Raw genomic sequence first — 1500 nt, 5'->3', positions numbered from 1 at the left:
GTTCGGGTACGCCGACCGATCTTCATCTGCTCTATCTTCAAATTCGGGTCTTTAATTCTTCTTCTAATAAGTGACGTATTGACACGTATGGATTCTGTAAAGGCTTCGTGAGAGCCTCTTACGACTCTCTCAGAAGCCGATTGTTCAACATTTCTGTGTTCCCATGCACTTGTTCCAATTTGGAGGGCCATGTTTTCCTCATCCAAAAAAAGGACAGTATCGCCGTTTAATATACTTTCAATGGCCTCTTCCATATAACTTATTTTTGATACATCATTCATGTTTAAAGCGCCGTCTTTAATACTGTCTATACTGAGTTCTTTGTCATCAAACGACGTCCCTACATCCCTCATTAATGCACCCAATATGTTTTCATTAATAGCGGTCGCTGCACTCATTCCATCAATGTTGACAATAAACGCTTCGGTTTTATTTTTACCAAAGGCAAACTTACGAATAATAAGATCAGCATTAGAGCTTAAAATATTTTGAATGTGATGGAGATTATCCTGCAAATTTTTCGAAATCGAGATGGACTGAGAACCCTTTTCATCTTTAGGCTCCGAACTCTTTTTATCCTTCATCATTTTTTGAAATTTGATTTTTTTTATCAATTTTTGCAATATCATAGTCCAGCACCCTATTATGTTTATTTTTCCTATTATTTGTTGAACTGCGATATTTTATTCAATAAATGTTGTATCACATCAACAAGATGTTCATTTACCTCTTTTTATCATGTGTTGGCGATTTATGATAGCGACGCTGGTATTAGCCCCATCTGGACTCCACAATGTTTGAACCTTTCCTATCCTTTCCAAAATCGATCAGGGTTACACCTTATATCCAGACTGAATGCAAAAAAGTGTTCAAAAAAGTGTTCAAAAAAAGTGTTCAATTGTTCAACGAAAATGTGTTCAACTGAACAATTTTGATAAAGTATTTAATAAATTTATAATATAAATAAAATGTTGGTTTACGATTTTCTAATAAATAAAATAAATTTTTTTTATGGTATGAGATAGAAAAAACTTCTCTAAGTCACTAATTAAATAATAGTACTCTTCATAATCCTAAAAAAGATTAAATAGTTTGTCGGTTTGGCACGAAAATTGCATATTAAAAGACAAGGACGATAATTCATTATAGGAGGTTGGCCTATCCCTTGTGGTTTACAAGATGTCGTCCGACAGATGATTGATTATGTTGTGAGAAAAGCAAGAAGTAATTGTCGCGAGGCTTACGGGCTTTCAAACGCTGCTTCACTTCATAATCCTAAAAAAGATTGAATAGTTTGTCGGTTTGGCACGAAAATTGCATATTAAAAGACAAGGGCGATAATTCATTATAGGAGGTTGGCCTATCCCTTGTGGTTTACAAGATGTCGTCCGACAGATGATTAATTAGGTTGTGAGAAAAACAAGAAGTAATTGTCGCGAGGCTTACGGGCTTTCAAACGCTGCTCCACTTCATAATCCTAAAAAAGATTGAATAGTTTGT

At 34.8% G+C, this 1500-nt stretch carries 1 protein-coding gene; it reads right to left on the bottom strand.

Annotated features, from left to right (window positions below; genetic code table 11):
* Nucleotides 1–629: spore germination protein (locus A3M5_RS24640; RefSeq protein ID WP_018393320.1), on the bottom strand; the 629-nt coding region annotated here is incomplete at its 3' end.
* Nucleotides 630–1500: the final 871 nt, after the last annotated feature.

Origin of the sequence: Bacillus sp. 37MA (genome assembly GCF_000372765.1) — a bacterium.
Taxonomy (GTDB): domain Bacteria; phylum Bacillota; class Bacilli; order Bacillales; family Domibacillaceae; genus Domibacillus; species Domibacillus aminovorans.
The sequence above is the reverse complement of the archived record's forward strand: the minus strand, read 5'-3'. Positions and strand labels throughout refer to the sequence as shown.